The sequence below is a fragment of the Pseudomonas sp. A2 genome, assembly GCF_023100865.1.
In the GTDB taxonomy this organism is placed as follows: Bacteria; Pseudomonadota; Gammaproteobacteria; order Pseudomonadales; family Pseudomonadaceae; genus Aquipseudomonas; species Aquipseudomonas asiatica.
In genome coordinates, this window is the sequence record NZ_CP039127.1 from 3,250,647 (window position 1) to 3,268,112 (window position 17,466).

Annotated in this window: 16 protein-coding genes; 7 read left to right on the forward strand and 9 right to left on the reverse strand. The window is 63.7% G+C overall.

The genetic code is table 11. The features are described 5' to 3' along the window. Window positions 1-8: 8 nt before the first annotated feature. From E5221_RS15135 to E5221_RS15160, 6 genes are all read right to left on the reverse strand, one after another. The gene (locus tag E5221_RS15135; protein ID WP_247845896.1) at window positions 9-959 is read right to left on the reverse strand and encodes a sugar kinase; all 951 of its coding nucleotides are present in this window, start codon (window positions 957-959) and stop codon (window positions 9-11) included. Continuing rightward, window positions 952-1,740 (reverse strand): AP endonuclease, encoded by a 789-nt coding sequence (locus E5221_RS15140; RefSeq protein WP_247845897.1) that lies wholly within the window; start codon window positions 1,738-1,740, stop codon window positions 952-954. The genes E5221_RS15135 and E5221_RS15140 overlap by 8 nt, the downstream gene beginning before the upstream one ends. Window positions 1,741-1,807: 67 nt before the next feature. Beyond that, window positions 1,808-2,827, reverse strand: coding sequence for a transcriptional regulator PtxS (gene ptxS / locus E5221_RS15145; protein ID WP_247845898.1), 1,020 nt, complete (start codon window positions 2,825-2,827; stop codon window positions 1,808-1,810). A gap of 272 nt (window positions 2,828-3,099) precedes the next feature. Then, entirely contained in the window at window positions 3,100-4,344 is a 1,245-nt protein-coding gene (locus tag E5221_RS15150; RefSeq protein WP_247845899.1) for a cytochrome c, read from the reverse strand. 12 nt (window positions 4,345-4,356) lie between these two features. Beyond that, window positions 4,357-6,141, reverse strand: coding sequence for a GMC family oxidoreductase (locus E5221_RS15155; protein WP_247845900.1), 1,785 nt, complete (start codon window positions 6,139-6,141; stop codon window positions 4,357-4,359). A gap of 3 nt (window positions 6,142-6,144) precedes the next feature. After that, the gene (locus E5221_RS15160) at window positions 6,145-6,885 is read right to left on the reverse strand and encodes a gluconate 2-dehydrogenase subunit 3 family protein (protein WP_061552536.1); all 741 of its coding nucleotides are present in this window, start codon (window positions 6,883-6,885) and stop codon (window positions 6,145-6,147) included. A gap of 437 nt (window positions 6,886-7,322) precedes the next feature. Here E5221_RS15160 and E5221_RS15165 point away from each other — a divergent pair, with 437 nt between their 5' ends. The 5 genes from E5221_RS15165 to alkB all read left to right on the forward strand — a co-directional run bounded on the left by E5221_RS15165 (window position 7,323) and on the right by alkB (window position 13,676). After that, on the forward strand, window positions 7,323-8,651 hold the full coding sequence (locus E5221_RS15165) for a hypothetical protein (RefSeq protein WP_061552537.1): 1,329 nt from the start codon (window positions 7,323-7,325) through the stop codon (window positions 8,649-8,651). Between the two features lie 32 nt (window positions 8,652-8,683). Next, on the forward strand, window positions 8,684-10,915 hold the full coding sequence (locus tag E5221_RS15170; RefSeq protein ID WP_247845901.1) for an Ig-like domain-containing protein: 2,232 nt from the start codon (window positions 8,684-8,686) through the stop codon (window positions 10,913-10,915). Window positions 10,916-10,930: 15 nt separating this feature from the next. Next, window positions 10,931-11,404, forward strand: coding sequence for a curlin-associated protein (locus E5221_RS15175; protein WP_015270514.1), 474 nt, complete (start codon window positions 10,931-10,933; stop codon window positions 11,402-11,404). Between the two features lie 16 nt (window positions 11,405-11,420). Beyond that, the gene (locus E5221_RS15180) at window positions 11,421-12,866 is read left to right on the forward strand and encodes a curlin (RefSeq protein WP_061552540.1); all 1,446 of its coding nucleotides are present in this window, start codon (window positions 11,421-11,423) and stop codon (window positions 12,864-12,866) included. Window positions 12,867-13,031: 165 nt separating this feature from the next. Further along, complete coding sequence (gene alkB, locus E5221_RS15185) at window positions 13,032-13,676, forward strand: DNA oxidative demethylase AlkB (RefSeq protein ID WP_247845902.1); 645 nt, start codon at window positions 13,032-13,034, stop codon at window positions 13,674-13,676. Window positions 13,677-13,762: 86 nt separating this feature from the next. Here the strand turns inward: alkB and E5221_RS15190 are convergent, their stop codons facing one another. Next, a complete protein-coding gene (locus E5221_RS15190; RefSeq protein ID WP_247845903.1) occupies window positions 13,763-14,677 on the reverse strand; it encodes an RHS repeat-associated core domain-containing protein in 915 nt (304 codons plus the stop codon). Between the two features lie 295 nt (window positions 14,678-14,972). Between E5221_RS15190 and E5221_RS15195 the strand changes: the two genes are divergently transcribed. Continuing rightward, window positions 14,973-15,260, forward strand: a complete 288-nt coding sequence (locus E5221_RS15195) for a hypothetical protein (RefSeq protein ID WP_013972780.1) — start codon at window positions 14,973-14,975, stop codon at window positions 15,258-15,260. Window positions 15,261-15,347: 87 nt separating this feature from the next. Then, window positions 15,348-15,962, forward strand: a complete 615-nt coding sequence (locus E5221_RS15200) for a Yip1 family protein (protein ID WP_015270517.1) — start codon at window positions 15,348-15,350, stop codon at window positions 15,960-15,962. Window positions 15,963-15,981: 19 nt separating this feature from the next. Here E5221_RS15200 and E5221_RS15205 read toward each other — a convergent pair whose 3' ends face one another. After that, window positions 15,982-16,242: a DUF1652 domain-containing protein gene (locus tag E5221_RS15205; protein WP_024087193.1), complete on the reverse strand. Its 261-nt coding sequence runs from the start codon at window positions 16,240-16,242 to the stop codon at window positions 15,982-15,984. 184 nt (window positions 16,243-16,426) lie between these two features. After that, entirely contained in the window at window positions 16,427-17,356 is a 930-nt protein-coding gene (locus E5221_RS15210; RefSeq protein ID WP_247845904.1) for an AlkA N-terminal domain-containing protein, read from the reverse strand. Window positions 17,357-17,466 lie beyond the last annotated feature (110 nt).

Genomic DNA, 17,466 nt, shown 5'->3' on the forward strand with positions numbered 1-17,466 from the left:
TCAAGTGTTCAGGCGCTTCTGCGCAGGTCGTGGGCTTGCAGCTCATGGCGCAGCGGCAGCCCTTCCATGTCGCCACGCGACTGCACGGCGCGGCTGCCGCACCAGTTGCCACGCGCCACTGCCTCGGCTACCGGGTGGCCCTCCAGCAGCGCACTGAGCACGCCGACGGCAAAGGCATCGCCGGCGCCAACGGTGTCTACCACCTGGCTGACCGGCACTGGCGCCACCTGGCCTTCGCCCTTGGCGGTGCGGAAGTAGGCACCGGCGTCGCCCAGCTTGATCACCACCAGTTCCACCCCTTGGTCGAGGTAGAAAGCGGCGATGTCTGCCGGGGTGTACTGCCCGGTCAGCAGGCGGCCCTCTTCCAGGCCTGGCAGCACCCAGTCGGCCTTGGCCGCCAGGGCATTGACTTCGCGCACCATGCTGTTTTGGTCAGGCCATAGCGAGGGACGCAGGTTGGGGTCGAACGAGGTGCTGCGCCCGGCGGCACGCATGGCGTCCATCAACGCATGGGACAGCGCCCGGCAGCCGTCCGACAGCGCCGGCGGGATGCCGGTGGCGTGCAAGTGGCGGGCCTGCAGAGAACCCGGGCGCAGCAGCGCCGGCGACAGCCGGCTGGCCGCCGAGCCACGGCGGAAGTACTCCACCGCCGGGTCGCTGCCGTCATCGCAGCGGGCCTTGAGCTGGAAGCCGGTGGGGTAGCTGGCATCCACCTCGACGCCGGAGCAGTCCAGCCCTTCGCGGCGCAGGCTGTCGAGCACGAAACGGCCCAGCGAATCGTCGCCCACCCGGCTCAGCCAACGGACCTTGAAGCCCAGCCGCGCCAGGCCGATGGCCACGTTGCTGTCGGCGCCGGCGATGCGCTTGCCGAACTGGCCGACACTGGCCAGGTCGCCGGCCTGCTCGGCGACGAACATGGCCATGGTCTCGCCGAAACACAACACGTCATGCTCATGCATGGCTCAACTCCTCACTCGATACGCCCTGCCCCAGCGCTGCCAGGTCGCGCACCTGGGCTCGGGTCAGCGCCAGCAGATCGTCGCTCACCAGCGGGTACTCGACAGCGCGTACCACGCCAGGGGTGAACTCGGCCATCAGCTCGGCCCACTCCTGCAGGTCCGATGCCTCTGGCGGTACGGCAACCAGGCGCCCATCGGCCCGGCGCTGCACGGCCTTGCAGTGCACATAGCGCACCCAGCGGCCCAGCTGGCGTGCGGCATGTCGGGCAGGCTCGCCCTGCCACTGCCAGTTACCGATGTCGAAGGTCATGCCCAGGGTCAGCCCGAGCTCGTCGGCGCGCTGGAAAAACTGCTGCAGGGGTTCGATCCGTCCACCTTGCGCGGTCTGGTCGTTCTCCACCAGCAGCAATGGCCCATGCGCCGGCAACAGCGTCGCCAAGGCCGCGACGTCACAGCCCGCATGGTAGTGGCCCAGGGAAACCTTGAGCACGACCGCGCCAAGGGCGCGGGCGGTTTCCAGCTTTTGCGCCAATTGCGGGTCAGGCACGCCTTGTGCTGTCCACAGCTCCAGGGGCGAGGAATACAGGCACTCCAGGCGCAGCGCGGCAATGGCTGCAGCCAGCGCTGCAGTGTCCGGCGCACAAGTGAACAGTTCTTCGCGCAGCTCCACGCGGGTAACGCCGGCGGCAGCCAGCAGGTCAAGGAATTGCTCCTGGCCACGCTGCCGGACAAAGTCGGCACCGTAGCTGGAGAGGCTGATGGAAACGGGGTTCGAGTGCATTGTTCTTGTCCTTATGAAACCGGTTTCATTTTTTGATGACAGCAGGCACGCAGGCGCCTGCCTGTGATTACTGTGGCTGGGTTGAACCTCGGATGATCAGCTCGGCCTTGAAGTCGATGCGCCGGGCTGCCCCGCTGTCGCCGCGCAGGCGGCCAAGCAGGCTCTCGAATGCCGCCACGCCGATTCGCTCGGTGGGCTGGGCCAGTGCAGTGATGCCGCTGCCGACCAAGGGGTACCACTCGAGGTCGTCGAGGGCGATCAGCCCGACGTCCACGAACAGATTGCGCCCTGCTTCGTGCAGGGCCCGGGTCACGGCCAGGGTGGCGACACCGTTGAAGGTGAAGATGGCCTGCGGGCCATGACCCCCGCCGGCGAGGAACGAAGCCAGCTGGCCATCCAGCCCGGCGCCGATTTCCAGCACCTGCTGGCGCATGCCGGGGCGACGGCTGACCGAGGTGCCGAACGCCTGTACTCGCTCCAGGCGCGAGCTGGTGCCATCGAGGGGTTCGGTTACCGCCAGGATGTCGCGGTAGCCTTGAGCTTGCAGGTGGTTGAGGGCCTGCTCGACCGCGTCGGCATTGTCCAGGCCCACCAGGTCGACATTCAGTTCGGGCAACTGGCGGTCGACCAGCACCATGGGGATGTCGCGCTGCAGGTTGAGCAATTCGCCGGGGTGATGGCCAAGCGTGTTCACGATCAGCCCTTCGACGTTGTAGGACTGCAGGGCCACCAGATGGTGACGCTCCTGCTCGTCGTCGCGGTTGGTGTTGCACACCACCAGGCTGTAGCCATGCTGGCGGCAGGCTGTTTCCACGCCATGCATCACGGCCACTGAATAGGGGTTGAGGATATCGGCCACCAGCATGCCGATCAGGCGCGTCTGGCCGCGCTTCAGGCCACGGGCCATCTGGTTGGGGCGGTAACCGAGGCGCTCGATGACCTCTTCCAGGCGCTTGGCGGTGGCTTCGGCGAGCAACTGGCGGTCACCGCCGATGTAACGGGAGACGGTGGCCTTGGAAACGCCAGCGACACGCGCTACTTCGCTGATGGTGACCCGTTCGCGGGCATGGGCAGGCGCGTCGGTCATGGGCTGTCCTTATGATTGTTGTGATCGCGATGAAACCGGTTTCAATACAGCAAAAACGCACGCGTTCGTCAACATGCCGTTGGTCGGGAGTGCGATATCCATGCATAGTAAATGTAATAAGAATTCTCTTTAACTAACTGATAAATATAGAAAAGTAAATGCAAAACCCTGTGGGAGCGGGTTCACCCGCGAATGCGATTTTGGATGTGCCGACGCATTCGCGGGTAAACCCGCTCCCACAGTGGATCGGGGGTGCAGACAGAGGGATGCAGTTAACGGAGGGATTTCACGTCACTGGCAGTGACGGCACTGCCCTGGTTACCCCAACTGGTGCGAATGAAGTTCACCACCTCGGCGACCTCCTGGTCACTCAGGCGCCAGCCGAACGCCGGCATGTTGAAGTTCGACGGTGCCGCGTGCGTCGCCGGCACCGTGCCCCCCGCCAATACCACGTGGATCAGCGATGTGGCATCCGCCGTCTGCACCACCGGGTTGCCGGCCAGGGCCGGGAACACGCGGGTATAGCCCTGGCCATCGGTACGGTGGCAGGCCGCGCAATTGTCGATGTACACCACCGCCCCGGGCTTGCTGTCGTCACCCTTCCATAGCGCATCCGCCACCTGTTTGTCGTACACGTGCGGCTGGTCGTCAGGGTTGCTTGGCGGCAACGTCTTCAGGTAGCGGGCGATAGCGGTCAGGTCGGCGTCGCTCATGTGTTGCATGCTGTGCTCGACCACGTCGCTCATGCCACCGAACACGGCGCTGCGGTCGCTACGGCCAGTCTTGAGAAACTGCACCAGCTGCTCTTCGCTCCAGCTACCCAGGCCGTCCTTGTGGTCGCCACGCAGGTTCTTGGCAATCCAGCCTTCCAGCGGTGCACTGCCGGCCAGGAACTGCTCGCCATCCTGTGGGCTCAGTGCCTTTTCCTGCATGGTCAGCGCCCGCGGCGTATGGCACGCACCACAGTGCCCCAGGCCCTCGACCAGGTAGGCACCGCGGTTGACCACCGGGTCGGCTGCCGCCGATGCCTGCCAGGGCTTGGCCTCTGGCGCGAACAACCCGCGCCAGACCGCCAGCGGCCAGCGCATGCTCAGCGGCCAAGGGATATCGGTGGCCTTGTTCGGCTGCTCGACCGGTTCCACGCCCTTCATGAAGTAGGCATACAGCGCCTGCATGTCCTGCTCGTTGACGCGCGCATAGGACGGGTATGGCATGGCGGGATACAGGGTGCTGCCATCCTTGCCGATGCCCTTGCGCACCGCCTGGTCGAAGTCTTCGAAGCTGTACTGGCCGATACCACTGGCCGCCGGGGTGATGTTGGTGGAGTACACCGTGCCGATCGGTGTTTCCATCGGCAGCCCACCGGCGAACGGCTTGCCGCCCTTGGCGGTATGGCAGGCGACGCAGTCGCCGGCGCGGGCCAGGTACTCGCCCTGGCGCACCTGCGCATCATCATTCGGCGCAGCCTGTGCAGCCACGCTGGCACCCAGCAGGGTTGCGATCAACATTGTCTTCATGCGCATCGCTCCTCAAGCCTGAACCAGCGGGCCAGGGTTTCTCAGGTACTGCTCGCGGATGGCGCGGGCCGACCAGTAGGTCAGCGCAGCCACCAGCCCGGTCGGGTTGTAGCCCAGCCCTTGGGGGAACGCCGAGGCCCCCGGAACGAACACGTTGTGCACGTCCCAGCTCTGCAGGTAGCGGTTCAACGCACTGGTTTTCGGGTCGGTGCCCATGATCGCGCCGCCGTTCAGGTGGGTGGTCTGGTAGCTGGCGGTGTTGAAGTGGTCCTTGACCTTCTTGCCCAGCACGGCAATGGTCTTGGGGTTCATCGCCTGGGCGATCTTGCTCAGCTTGTCGACCATGAACTGGTTCATCCTGATGTCGTTTTCCTGCCAGTCGAAGGTCATGCGCAGCAGCGGCTGGCCATAGGCGTCGCGGTAGGTCGGGTCGAGGTCCAGGTAGTTGCCACGGTAGGACTGGTGGGCGCCGTGGGCGTCCATCGACACCTGGTGGGTGTAGTAATCGGCGGTGGCCTTCTTCCAGGCGCTGCCCCAGGCCGGTGTGCCAGGCGGGGTGGCGCCGCCGGCAATCGGCCGTGTGCCGGCCTGGTTCACCCACATCGGCGAGCCACCGACGAAGCCGTGCGGGCCATGGTCGAAGTTGTCGGCGTTGAAGTCATCGATGGCGATGCCGTTGCCACCGGCGCCGATGAAGTTGTTGGTGTAGGTGTCCTTGTCGAAGAACGCCTTGACCGTGCCCATGTTCTGGTAGGCGAAGTTACGCCCGACCACGCCTTCGTTCCTGATGGGGTCGTACGGTTTGCCGATGCCGGACAGCAGCATCAGGCGCACGTTGTTGAACTGGAATGCCGCCAGGATCACCAGGTCGGCCGGCTGTTCCACTTCACGCCCCTGGGCGTCGATGTAGGTGACGCCGGTGGCCTTGCGCTTGCTGTCGTCCAGGTTCACCCGCAGCACATGGGCGTTGGGCCGCAATTCGAAGTTCGGCACCTGCCGCAGCGCCGGCAGGATGTTCACGTTGGGCGAGGCCTTGGAGTACATGTAGCACACGTAGCCGCTGCAGAAACCGCAGAAGTTGCATGGCCCCATCTGCGCCCCGTACGGGTTGGTGTACGAGCCGGAGGTGTTGGCCGAGGGCAGGTTGTAGGGCTTGTAGCCCAGGCTGGCCGCCGCCTTTTCGAACAGCCTGGCCGACACCACGTTTTTCTGCGAAGGCAGCGGGAACGGGCTGGAACGGTCTGGCGCATAGGGGTTGCCGCCCTTCCCTTCGCCAACGACCTGGCCGTTGACGGTCCAGGCTTGGCCAGAGGTACCGAACACCTTCTCGGCGAAGTCGAAGTGCGGTTCCAGTTCTTCATAGCTGACCCCGAAGTCCTGGATAGTCATGTCTTCGGGGATGAACTTGCGCCCGTAGCGTTCTTCGTAGTGGCTGCGCATGCGCAGCTCCATAGGGTCTACCCGGAAATGCACGCCCGACCAGTGCAGGCCTGCGCCACCTACACCTTTGCCCGGCAGGAAGGCACCGAGCTGGCGATTGGGCAGCGCCACGTCGTTCATGCCGTGGCGGATGGTGACGGTCTCTTTCGACACATCGACGAACAGCTTCTTGCGCACGCTGTAGGTCAGCTCGTCGATCACCTGCGGGTAGCTGCCTTCCGGGTAGGTGTCCTGCATCGGCCCCCGCTCCAGGGCCAGCACTTGCAGCCCCGCCTCGGTCAGTTCCTTGGCCATGATCGCGCCGGCCCAGCCGAAGCCCACGATCACCGCGTCCACTTTCTTCATCACGGTCGTCATGCCTCAGGCCCTCTCGCCACGGATCGAAACAGCGGGGAACGGGTAAGGCTCGTTGCGCTCGACCCAATCCATGAAATCGGCACGGGCGCCGGGGAAGCCGATCTGGGTCCAGCCGACCATGCCTTTGTTGCCGCCATGGATCGGGTCGCAGAAGAACCCTTCACGGGTGTTCTGCACCAGCAGGCTGAAGAACACCTTGGCTGGCACGGCGTCGAAAACCAGCTCTCCAGCCTCGACCTTGCTGAGAATGCGGTCTCGGGTAGCGCTATCTTGCGCAGCAAAAACTTGCCCGGAATTGGCCTTGCACCAGCCATCCACGGCGGCGATGCCCAGGCGGTAGATCTGTTGCGGGCTGAGTTGCAGCTGGTACCCCAGTTCGGGCGCGGCGTCGGCCTTGAAAGGGCCTTGCATGTACCACTGCGCGCCAGTTGCGTAGGGGGTGTTCATCTGCCGGTCGATGAATTCGGCAGCGCCGGCTTCAAGTGCGCCAGGGCCAAGTTCGTCGGCCGGGATGATGCGCGAGACGGCAGCCTGCACGAAGGCCCACTCCTCGGCAGTGAAGAAAGTCGGCTGGTAGTTGCCTGCTGGCGGCGTGGCCGGCACTTTGGGCTCGTGTTGCGGGGCCGCAAGCAGCTGACTGGCACCCACGCCAAGCCCCGTGCTGGCCACGGTGACCACAGGGATCAAGGTCAAGGTCTTGCGCAGAAAGTCCCTGCGCGGATTGTCGGGGGCATGCTCAGGCATTGCGAATCCTCATCGGCTGTGTGCGGCCTTGAAAAGCGCCATCTGATTTTCAATATGGGGGGTGGTCTTGATGGGCCATCAAGAAAACAGCCGGATAATCTAGCGCGTTCAGAAATGTTTTGAAACCGGTTTCAGGCTTGATTTCAAAGGGCTGGCGGGCTTTGCGGCCGACCTGCCTTGGCTGGCTACATGGGGTATTCGCCGCAAGACAGCACCTACAGGGCCGCGTTCAATTGATTGGGTCGGTACCACCTGCCCCAGTCCCCAACCTTGGGGACACGGTGCCCAACGCCCCCCCCTGCAATCGCCCTTGCACGAGAATTGGATCCCTTGCCCTGCAAGGGCTGCAGCACATTTTTTCTGCCTTGGCACGCCTATTGCCGATCTCCTGCCAGACGCCCCAAGTCCATGGGCCCGTTTGCAGGAGGAAATGTCTCATGCACCGACCGATACCCCACCCGCTGGCATTGGCCATTTTCGCCGGCATGCTCCAACTCCCGGCGCAGGCTGCCTTGAACGCTGTCGATCCAGGCGCCTATGTTCCCGCCAACGGTGGCTTCCCAGCCTGGTACCAGGACAGTCACGGTCGTACCCTCGACCTGTGCCTGACAAAGGCGGTCAGCTCGCGTGTGCCTGGCGCACCCGGCGCACCTTCGTACATGTGCACGCTGCTGCCCACCCCCGGCGTGTTCGACGATACCCAACCCATTGTCTTCCCCACCAACTTCCCTGACGAGGCGTTCTGGTTCACCGCCGACGCCGCCATCGTCGACGCCACCCGCGGCATCGACCTCAGCTACGGCACCGCGATCGAAGCGGCATTTGCCGCCGAAGAACCGGTCGACGGCGACCAGGTCAGCTTCGCCCGGGTGCGTATCCGGGTCGACGTGCCAACCGCCGGCACCTACGTGGTCACTCACCCCTACGGCGTCGAAGTGTTCGACGTACCTGCGCCCGGGCGCCGGGCGATCAACATGACCCGCGACATCGGCATTGCCGGCGCAGGCGACTTCACCGGCGCCCTGAAAGGCGATGTCGGGCCGTTCCTGCGCAGTGTCAACGGCCCCTACACCGAAGGCAGCGAGCGCTTCATCGGCGACCCGAACCTGGAAGAACGGGTGACCGGCAGCCCCTTCAATACCAACTACGTGCGCATCGAAGGCCCCGGCGGCATCGACCTGCGCACCGAGCTGTTCGCGGTTTCGGGCAAGCTTTCCGAAGTGACCCTGCCAACCCCGCTGATGCCGCAACGCAGTACCTACTCGCGGCATACCGAGAACGGCGACCTGCGCGCCCAGCAGGACATCTTCGTGATGGCCCCGCCGCCACCGGCCAGCGTCACCCTGACCAGCCAGACACCCAACCTGAACCTCACCGAGGCCAACGGTACCGGTGCCTGGTACGCCCAGTCGGTGCTCGACCCGGCCGCCGGGACGATCCTGACGCTGACCGCCGACAACAGCGTGGCGATCCCTGCCAGCAGCCTGACCACCACCAATGTACCGCTGACCGACCTGGTCGTTATCACCCAGGCCCAGTTCCGTCTGTCCACCGGCGAGCTGACCCTGGTGGCCAGCACCAGCGACGAAACCTCGCCGCCAGTGCTCACCGCACACACCGGCAACGGCACGCTGATCGGCAACCTGAGCGGCACAGGCGCCGTGAAGACGCTGAGCACCAGCCTCTCGCCGATCCCGCCGGCCAAGGTGCAGGTCACCAGTACCAACGGCGGTAGCGACACCGAAGACGTGGTGCTGGTGCCATGAACAGACAAAGGCTCAGCCTTCAAGGAGGCAGCATGAACACTTGGTCGCGCCGTGCGCTGTTGGCCGCCGGTTTCTCCCTTACCGTTACCAGCGCCGCGTTTGCCGCGCTGTCCGATGTCGACCCGGGGCCCTACACCTTCGCCACCGGTGGCTATCCGATGTGGTACAAGGACAGCCTCGACCAGTCCCTGGAGCTGTGCCAGTCCCGTGCTACCAGTACGCGTGCGCCAGGCGCGCCGGGGGCACCGGCCTACATGTGTACCTTGTTGCCCGAGCCCGGCATCTATGACGATACCCTGCCGCTGGTGTTCCCGGACAACTGGCCTCCCGAGATGTTCTGGTTCCTGGCGGAAACCACCATTCCGCAGGTCGGCAACAGCGGCTATGAACTGGAGGTTTATGTAGCCGGGGTGGAGGCTGCCTTCGCCGCCGAAAACCCTGTCGATGGTGACCAGCAAAGCTTCGCCCGGATCCGCATCCGTGCTTCGGTTCCAAGTACCGGTACCTACACAATCACCCATCCCTACGGGGTGGAGACGGTCAACGTCACCACGGCGGGGCGTCGGGCGATCAACATCACCCGGGACATTGGCATTGGCGCACCAGGCAACTTCCGGGGAGCGCTGGCGGGGGCGATCGGCCCTTGGCTGAAGGGTGTTGGCGGGCCTTACACCGAGGTCAACCCCGATACCGGCGCCATCGAAACCTACATCGGCGACCCCAATATCACCGAGGCGGTGACCGGTAGCCCCTTCAATACCAACTTCGTGCGCATTCAAGGCCCCGCTGGCACCATCCAGACCAACACCTTCACTGTTTCAGGCAAGGTACTCGACCAACGGGCCCAGACCCCGGTCAGCCTGGAACGCGCCACCTATTCGCGCAATGCCACCGGCACCCGTACGGAAGTGTTCGCCAAGGCGCCCAGCGCAGCCAGCCTGTGCATGCGCAATGGCATTGCCCTGGTCGGCACCCCGCCTTCGCCGTGCCAGTACACCCTCACCGCCGACAACAACGGGCTGTTCTTCCACCAGCAGTTCGGCCAGGAAGCACCGCCTGCTGTGGTGGTGGTCACCGCCAGCGACAGCGCCGGCGGTACCCAGCCAACCGCGCTGTCGAGCAAGCTCACCGACGTGGTCAAGGTCGGCACCGCACGCTACGACTGGGCCAACAAGCGCCTGTTGATCGAGGCCAGCTCCAGTGACGAAGTGGCGGTCCCGGACCTGATCGCCCAAGGCTACGGTCGCCTGTCCAAGGCGGGCACGCTGCAGAGCCTGACCGTCAACGACGTGCCGCAGCCACCAGCCACCATCACGGTGAAGTCGGCACGCGGCGGCAGCGATGTCGAACCGGTAGTCGTGGTCGGCAACGCGCCGGTCGAGGCGGCCAACCAGCCGCCGCTGGCCCAGGCCGATACCGGCAGTACCAGCGTGGGCATCCCGATCACCCTCAACCTGCTGCAGAACGACAGCGACCCGGATGGCAACGTACCGCTGACCATCAGCGACCTTACCCAACCCGGTACCGGTCTTGGCGGCGTGGTGATGAACGGCACCACCTCGGTCACCTACACCCCGCCAGCCGGGGCCACGCAACCCGTGGTGGCCACCTTCAGCTACCGGGCGGTGGACGCCAAGGGCCTGAAGTCGGAACCGGCCACGGTCACCATCAACGTGGCGCCCAACCAGGCCCCGACCGCCAACCCGGAAACGGTCGCCACCCTGGGCGTGCCTTTGACCATCAACGTGCTGGCCAACGACACCGATCCGGAAGGCAACGTACCGCTGAGCGTTGCTGCCGTCACCCAGCCGGCTGCCGGCCGGGGCACCGTCAGTACCGACGGCACCACGGTGACCTACACCCCACCGGCCACGGTGACCACGGCCTTCACCACTACCTTCACCTACCAGGCTCGTGACTCGCTGGGGGCCCTGTCCAACGCCGGCACCGTCACCGTCAACGTATCGCCACGGCCCGCCGCCGAAACCTTCGCGGTCACGGCAGCCACGGTCACGGCGCGCTCCAACAACCGTTACAACTGGGACCTCAGCGGTACCTCGTCGGTCACCACCGGCAATACCGTCACCGTGCGGGTAACCACCACTACCGGCGTGCAGACCCTTGGCACCGCCACGGTGGCGCTGACCGGCCGCTGGCGCCTGGCGGTGAGCAACAGCACCACGATCATCCCGACTGCGGCACCGACGGCGACGATCACCACCAGCCAGGGCACCACACGCACCGTCAACGTAACCGTGCAGTAAAGGCCGGAGGTTGCAATGAGACGCCTGTACTCCCTGCTGCTCGGCCTGGCTGTGGTGGGCCAGGCCTGCTGGGCCGAGGACCTGCTGGACAATGCCGACCTCGCACCCGGCAACGACCTCGGCGAACCGGTGATCATCCGCCTGCTGCCGGCCAGCGCCGGCCAGGCTGCGGTGATCGAGCAGCAAGGCGCGGGCAACCGCGCCGCCCTCGACCAGAACGGCCAGGCCCTGTTGGGCCGCATCGTCCAGGCCGGTGGCGCGCAGGAAGCGTACATCTTGCAGGAAGGCAGTGACCTGATGGCCCTCATCAGCCAACAGGGGAATGGCAACAGCGCGTCGATCCGCCAGACCGGCAGCAGCAACAGTGCGGCCATCGAGCAGATCGGCAACGACAACAGCGCCAGCATCGTGCAGTCCGGCACCGGCCTGAACAGCTCCGTGACCCAGGCCGGCAATGGTCAGCACGTGCAGATAACCCAATACCGATAGACCTGGAGGCACCCCCATGTACAAGCTCGCTCCGTTAAGTGCCGCTATCGTCCTGGCCCTCGCAGGTCAGGCCATGGCTGCTGACAGCACCTCGTCCCAGACCCAGGATGGCAAGGAAAACATCGCTGAAGTCAGCCAGTCCCTGGCGCCATTCGCTTCGGCCACCCAGACCCAGACCGGCAAGGGCAATAACCACCTGGCGGTGCAATCGGATAGCACCAGCGATATCCAGCAGAGCGCCAACGGCCAATACAACGCAGGCTACGCCGACCAGCTGTTCGAGAACGGCAGCCAGGTCACCCAGCACGCAAGCGGCAGCTACAACGATGCCTTCGCCAGCCAGTCACTGGGCTTGGGCAACCAGTCGCTGCAAACCCAGCAAGGCGCGCAAAACGCCTCGACCGTATGGCAGGAAAGCCAGGAAGGCAGCAAGGCCACCACCTGGCAATCCGGCCAGCGCAACGAAGCTTTCATCGAGCAGATCTTTGGTGGCAGCAACAACCGCAGCAGCATCAACCAGACCGGCCAGGAAAACTACGCCGCCGCCGAGCACCTGAGCTACGTCGATGGTGATATCCAGGTCTACCAGGACGGCACGGGCAACTGGGCGTATGGCGACCAGCGCGACGGCACCGGCGGCACCATCGGCATTGGCCAGTACGGTGGCGGCAACTCGGTGGAAGTGTGGCAGGACAACCAGACCGCCAGCCAGGCATCAGTGACCCAGTCCGGCCAGATGAACGAAGGCTATATCGACCAGAGCTTCGGCATGAACAACAAGGTCAGCCTGTCGCAACAGGGCACGGCCAACGCCAGCTGGTCGGACCAGTTCGAGACCAGCAACTCCACCACCACCATCACCCAGACTGGTAGCAACAACGTGCATTTCACCTACCAGAACGGTGAAAACCTCAACCTGACCATCAACACCAAGGGCACTGGCAACAGCGTCACCGCCAGCAACTGGAAAGGCGCCAAGATGGGCGGCCAGTTCGGTACCAACCAGACTGCCACCATCAACCAGAATGGCAATGGCAACGGCGCCAACCTGACCCAGAACGGTGACAACCAGCTGGCCACGCTGACCCAGAAAGGCACCGGCAACCAGATGGAGACCAAGCAGGCCGACATGAACAATGAGCTGTACTTCGAACAGAACGGCACCGACAACATCCTGATCGCCGACCAGCGTGGCACCGACAACTATGCCTACGGCAACAGCCAGGGCAACGGCAACGTCATCAACCTGGACCAGTCCGGGTACAGCAACCAGAGCTACACCAACCAGCTGTACGGTAGCGGCAACGAAGCCAACATCAAGCAGGTTGACAGCTACAACATTGCCTACGTGACCCAGGGAGGCCAGGGCAACAAGGCGTATGTCGACCAGAGCGGTGTGACCCAGACCGCGACCATCAGCCAGCTGGGCAGCGCGAACGTGGCCACTGTGACCCAGCAGTAGATCGCTCCCCCCTTGAACCGCGGTGCTCCTCTCCCTGGTGCCGCGGTTCCTTTTTATTCCTGTCAGAACTTCTTTTCTTGCCGACCTGTTCGCGGGCACGCCCGCGAATAGGCCAAGCCTGCCAAGCACATTACAATGGTCCACACCCCAACCGATGCCTGACCCATGATCCAGTCCGACCTCGACCTGTTCGGCACCCAGCCGCAACGCCTGGCCAGCCACACCGTGCTGCTGCCCGGCTTCGCCCTGGCCGAGATCGAGGCCCTGCTCGATGCCCTGCGCCCGGTGCTGCGTGCCGCGCCGTTCCGGCACATGCACACCCCGGGCGGCCTGCGCATGGCGGTAGGGCTGACCAACTGCGGCACGTTGGGTTGGGTCAGTGACGAACACGGCTACCGCTACAGCCCCTGCGACCCGCTCAGCGGCAAACCTTGGCCCGCCCTGCCCCCCGTGTTGCTCGAACTGGCCGCCCGCGCTGCGAGCATGGCCGGGTTCGACGGTTTCGTGCCGGATGCCTGCCTGGTCAACCATTACCTGCCGGGCACCCGCCTGAGCCTGCACCAGGACCGCGACGAGCGGGACTTCGGCCAGCCGATCGTGTCGGTGTCGCTGGGCTTGCCGGCGGTGTTCCTGTTCGGTGGCCTGCAGCGCACCGACAAGACCCAGCGCATCCCGCTGAGCCATGGCGATGTGCTGGTCTGGGGTGGCGAGGACCGCCTGCGCTTTCACGGCGTGCTTCCGATCAAGCCCGGCGTGCATCCGCGCCTGGGCGAACGGCGGATCAACCTGACCTTGCGCAGGGCAGGCTGAGAACAATCAAGACCGATGATTTCAGGGTAAGCGGGTGAGCGGGCCAATTTATGTATTGAATGCATGCCACAGAACAGCCTATATCGCTAAATTTGCTCCCCTTTCCTGACGCTACGGAGCACGACCCTTGTTTCCATACTATGAATTTTCGCCCTAAAAGTGTTCAAAGCGCTTTTGTCTCCAGGAAACGCTTTTTCAACATAACCGCTTAAATCCCCTGCATTTTCTACCGCATAATACATGGCCTGCCGAAGATGCTCGGTTGTATATTTGGTGGTTCTTTGGGTTGGTGCGGTCACCACGTCGTTCGCGGCAATCAGAAGATCCACCGATTGCTTTGAACTGCGCCATCCTCCCTCTACATATTTCGACCCATCTACAACATTGAACCGAACATTTTGTTTTGGCTGACTTTGAGAGAAAGCGAGTGCACTTCCTCCCTGCTTCCTTGAAGTCCCGGCAACGCTATTTTCAGAACCAATTATCTTCGAGTGCCCAGATATCTCCTTTAATGCATAGGGCTTCGCTGGAACCCATGGAGAATGAGGCACCGGGTTGAATATTCGAGTCCTTGCGCGACCACTCTTATCACTAAAATTCACTGGATCATTTTCACAAAATGCGTATGAGTTCACTCCTCCTTGCGCAAACGGACTCAAACTATCTGGAGAGATGAATCTCATCATGAAGGGACAAAAAGCACGTAAACCATTACCCAGGAGATAGCAGCGTGTAATGAAGTCCTGGCGCTCGCCTTTGAAGCCTATCAGCGAAGCACCAGAGTTGTTACTTCCAACACCATAAGCACTGTAAGCGATAGGCACGACATCATGGGCAAGCGTGGCATCGCGAAAAGTGGCGAGCAACAAGCTGTCGCCCAGCTTACCTGATCGAAGCTGGACAAGTCTCAAAGCTTCGAAGTCCAACCAATTACAACACTCACCGCCACTGCAAACCGATGACAACCAGTTTAATTTGTAGAAAAAACGAGTTATAGACATGTAATCCTCGATATACATAGATTTCGAAGACACTATTAGCATCACGAATGCATCTGCTTCACAACTGGCATTTTTAACAGGCTAACCCTCGAATTGCGGGACGAGTGCTGGCCAGCCAGCTGCACCGTTACCCCACAGTTCCGATTGGAATGAAAAAAAGGATGAACGCACATGAAACACGTTGAACATCTTGGCCAGGCAAGCTTCAAACGATAAGCCACGCCCTCTTCAGCCTGGAGCCCGCCATGCCCTACCAGCCCTGTTACCCGCCCTCTCAAAGCGGAGCCGCGCGCCTATGAAAATGCCCTGCCGCGCGCCCAATGCCTCACTACAGCTCGATTACGTACGCGACACCCTGTTCGGCCCGGTGGCGCAAAGCGTGGAGTGCCAGTGCCAACTCGCCGCCCTCGACCTGCAAGGCCGCCCCGGCCTGCGCCTGCACATTTGCCCGCCCCTGCCCGACAAGGTCGACCGCGCCCACAGCGTGGCCTTCGTCTGGGACGGGCGCAGTTACCACGGAGTGGTCCGCGACCAGGGCAAGTGCGGTGATGGCGGCCTGAACCTGCTGCTGGAACTGCTGTAAGACGATCAACGGCGATCAACCCGGCTGAACCCACCGGGCGCGTCACGTCTCCATAGCAAAAGGGCCCATGCCTGCCGGAGAACGTCAATGAACAGTCCGTTGCTCAAGCTCTTCACTCACCCCGCCGACGCCTGGCTGGAAATCCGCCGGGCCGAGGAAGACCACCCGCAGCAATATCTGCCGCGCCTGTTGGCCCTGGCACTGATCCCCGCTGTGTGCCTGTTCGTCGGCACGACCACCTTCGGCTGGAGCCTGGCGGCCGAGGAACGGGTGCGCCTGAGCATGACCAGCGCCGCCCAACTGGCGGGCTTGCTCTACGCCACAACGGTCGTCGGGGTAATGTTGATGGGCACGATGATCCGCTGGATGTCGCGCGGTTTCGATGCACAGCCCAGCCTCAACCAGTGCATCGGCTTTGCCGCCTACTGCGCCACACCATGGTTCTTTGCCGGGGTGGTCGGCCTGCTACCGATCCGCTGGCTGGCGCTGGCGGCACTGCTGGCTGCCTCGGCGTATGCCAGCGTGTTGCTGTATGGCGGATTGCAGACCTTCCTGCGGCTGAAGAAGGAACAGGCCATGCTGTTCGCGACCTGCGTGTGGGGGGTGGGGTTACTGCTGCTGGTCACCATCCTGGTGGCGATGATCCTGTTCTGGTTCAACGGCCTGATGCCGGAATATGTGCGCCCGGCCAGCGTGGGCTGACCGGGGCGCGGCAGGCGCCTCAGGCAATCGCCTTGAGTGTCGCCGGGTGGCTGTCACGCAGCGCGTGCAGCTGCCCCACCAGGTTGACCAGATCACGGCAACTGTTGAGGCTTTGCAGGGGGACCCCGCTCAGGGTCACGCCCTCGTCGAGGCTCTGGCCCTGACCCAGGCGTATGGTCAGGTTGGCGCCATCCGTGCAGCTGACTTCGCAACGGTCGGGCAGGCAGGCCTGCTCGATCATCTGCCGCATTTCTAGCATCGAAACTCCTATCAACGACATGGTACGACCCTCTCTTTGGGATGGCCTGTTGTGTGAGTACGCCTTTGTCGGGCGAGGTGCCAATTGATATTGCGCATGCCCGGGCAGGCGCTCATGCGCCTGGGCAATGATCATGCAGGGAATCCTCTAGCACCTTAGTGGAAGATTGCCTGCGCGGGCTGCGCGTTCGAACGCAATGGCAGACTTAGCGACGAGCGGTCCCGGCAGGCCCCAGCGATGCCCAAAGGTGCTGTGCCGCATAGGCTCGCCACGGTCGCCATGCAAGGGCTCGTTGCGCAAGTTGGGCGTCCTCGCCTTCGAGCAGGCGCAACGCCTTGATCAACGCCACATCGCCCAGCGGCAAGGCATCGGCCGCGCCGGCCTGGCGCAATGCCAGGTAGTGCGCACTCCAGGGGCCGATACCCTTGAGCTGGCACAGGTTGCGCAGCAGTTCATCCAGCACCTGCCCGCGGCGCAGCAACCTGGGCTCGGCGAGCAATGCATTGGCCAGCGTGCCCAGGGTGGCGGCGCGCGCTCGCGGCATGCCCATGCCATCGAACTTCGCAACTGCCAATACCGGCAACGCCGGGAATACGTGGCTCAGGCCGGGTGCGGGCCAGCGCAAGGGCACGCCATGGCGTTGCACCAGGCGGCCGGCCAGGGTCATGGCCCCGGCCACACTGACTTGCTGGCCCAGCACAGTGCGCATGGCCTGTTCGCAGACGTCCCAGCCTTGTGGCACGCGCAGGCCTGGGCGCTCCTGTAGCAGGCGGGCCATCAGCGGATCGCGGGACAGTTCGGCATTGATGCGCGCGGGGTCGGCATCGAGGTCGAAGACCCGCCTTAGCCTGGCGGTCAGGCCGGGTAGCGCGTGGGCCGGGACGCCTTCAAGGCGGACCCGCAGGTACTGGCTGCCCGAAGGTTTGGCGTGCAAGACGGCGTGGCGGCCGGCAATTACCAGGGTACGGCGGTAGGTGCCGTCGAGGCAGGTCTCGATGCCGGGGATGCAGCGGGCAGCGAGGAAGGCCAGGGTCGAGGGCCAGTGGTAAGGGGCACGGTAGCGCAGCCACAAGGTGTGGTGGCCGGGGGTGGGCAATGATCGGCGTACGGCGTGCAGGGGGGTGAGCTTTGGCATGGCTGCATCATGCCAGCAAATGTAATAGCTGTACCGGCCCTATCGCCGGCAAGCCAGCTCCCACAGGTACAGCGTTGCTCTCGAGATTGTCGCTGTACCTGTGGGAGCTG

Excerpts from the sequence above, each read along its gene's own strand:
- E5221_RS15135 (WP_247845896.1), bottom strand. The coding sequence starts at position 959 with ATGCATGAGCATGACGTGTTGTGTTTCGGCGAGACCATGGCCATGTTC.
- E5221_RS15140 (WP_247845897.1), bottom strand. The coding sequence starts at position 1,740 with ATGCACTCGAACCCCGTTTCCATCAGCCTCTCCAGCTACGGTGCCGAC.
- ptxS (WP_247845898.1), bottom strand. The coding sequence starts at position 2,827 with ATGACCGACGCGCCTGCCCATGCCCGCGAACGGGTCACCATCAGCGAA.
- E5221_RS15150 (WP_247845899.1), bottom strand. The coding sequence starts at position 4,344 with ATGAAGACAATGTTGATCGCAACCCTGCTGGGTGCCAGCGTGGCTGCA.
- E5221_RS15155 (WP_247845900.1), bottom strand. The coding sequence starts at position 6,141 with ATGACGACCGTGATGAAGAAAGTGGACGCGGTGATCGTGGGCTTCGGC.
- E5221_RS15160 (WP_061552536.1), bottom strand. The coding sequence starts at position 6,885 with ATGCCTGAGCATGCCCCCGACAATCCGCGCAGGGACTTTCTGCGCAAG.
- E5221_RS15165 (WP_061552537.1), top strand. The coding sequence starts at position 7,323 with ATGCACCGACCGATACCCCACCCGCTGGCATTGGCCATTTTCGCCGGC.
- E5221_RS15170 (WP_247845901.1), top strand. The coding sequence starts at position 8,684 with ATGAACACTTGGTCGCGCCGTGCGCTGTTGGCCGCCGGTTTCTCCCTT.
- E5221_RS15175 (WP_015270514.1), top strand. The coding sequence starts at position 10,931 with ATGAGACGCCTGTACTCCCTGCTGCTCGGCCTGGCTGTGGTGGGCCAG.
- E5221_RS15180 (WP_061552540.1), top strand. The coding sequence starts at position 11,421 with ATGTACAAGCTCGCTCCGTTAAGTGCCGCTATCGTCCTGGCCCTCGCA.
- alkB (WP_247845902.1), top strand. The coding sequence starts at position 13,032 with ATGATCCAGTCCGACCTCGACCTGTTCGGCACCCAGCCGCAACGCCTG.
- E5221_RS15190 (WP_247845903.1), bottom strand. The coding sequence starts at position 14,677 with ATGTCTATAACTCGTTTTTTCTACAAATTAAACTGGTTGTCATCGGTT.
- E5221_RS15195 (WP_013972780.1), top strand. The coding sequence starts at position 14,973 with ATGAAAATGCCCTGCCGCGCGCCCAATGCCTCACTACAGCTCGATTAC.
- E5221_RS15200 (WP_015270517.1), top strand. The coding sequence starts at position 15,348 with ATGAACAGTCCGTTGCTCAAGCTCTTCACTCACCCCGCCGACGCCTGG.
- E5221_RS15205 (WP_024087193.1), bottom strand. The coding sequence starts at position 16,242 with ATGTCGTTGATAGGAGTTTCGATGCTAGAAATGCGGCAGATGATCGAG.
- E5221_RS15210 (WP_247845904.1), bottom strand. The coding sequence starts at position 17,356 with ATGCCAAAGCTCACCCCCCTGCACGCCGTACGCCGATCATTGCCCACC.